This is a genomic window from Mesorhizobium sp. M1A.F.Ca.IN.020.06.1.1 (genome assembly GCF_004023265.1).
Classification (GTDB): Bacteria; Pseudomonadota; Alphaproteobacteria; order Rhizobiales; family Rhizobiaceae; genus Mesorhizobium.
Genome location: NZ_RZSR01001546.1, coordinates 1 through 778, shown reverse-complemented (window position 1 = coordinate 778; position 778 = coordinate 1). Strand labels below are relative to the sequence as shown.

At 66.2% G+C, this 778-nt stretch carries 1 protein-coding gene; it reads right to left on the bottom strand.

Annotated features, from left to right (window positions below):
• Positions 1-140 precede the first annotated feature (140 nt).
• On the bottom strand, positions 141-778 hold a 638-nt coding region (locus EOA60_RS35440; RefSeq protein ID WP_164899897.1), incomplete at its 5' end, for a MurR/RpiR family transcriptional regulator.

The window sequence follows — 778 nt, the reverse complement described above, 5'->3', positions numbered from 1 at the left end:
CTGGCGAAGAGCGTCGGGGCGCTTTCGGGGTAACCCAAACTTGAGCGGCGAGGCGGGCCAGCGCCCGCCTCTGTCCTGCCGGACATTCCCCCCGCTTGGGTTCCTACTCGGGGGAGATCGGCAGTTTCAGCCCCGGCGCTTCAGTCTCCCAGCGGCAGCTTCGGATCGTCGACCTTCAGCGTATTCACGCTCTGCTTGATGCGGCGCAGGTTCTCCAGCACCTTCGGCCCGCGCGATTCCGCCACCGTGGTGGCGATCATGTCGAGAATGGCAAGCAGCGCGTAGCGCGACGAGGTCGGCTTGTAGATATTCCCGTCCTCGAAAGACTGCAACTGGATGACCGTGTCGGCGACCTTGGCCAAAGCCGAATCGGGCGCGGTGATGGCGACGGTGGCTGCGCCATATTGCTGCGCGACCTCGACCGCCTCGATGACCGAGCGGGCATAGCCCGAGACCGAGAAGGCGACCAGCGTCGTCTCCGGTGTCGCGACCGCCGCATACATGCGCTGTAACTGGCCGTCGACCTGGGCGAGCGCCGAGAGGCCCAGCCGGAACAGCCGATTTTGCATCTCCGTCGCCATCATCGAGGAGATGCCGCCGGAGCCGATGCACAGCACATTGCCGGAACCGGCGATGCGGGCGCCGACAGCCATCAGCGTCGTCATGTCGAGATTTTCGCTGGCCCGCTGGATGGCGGCGACCGCTGCCTCGGTAATGGCGGAAGCGATGCGCTGCTCGCGCGCGTCGCGGCTGAGCGGTTCCGGCGACAGGTACTGAC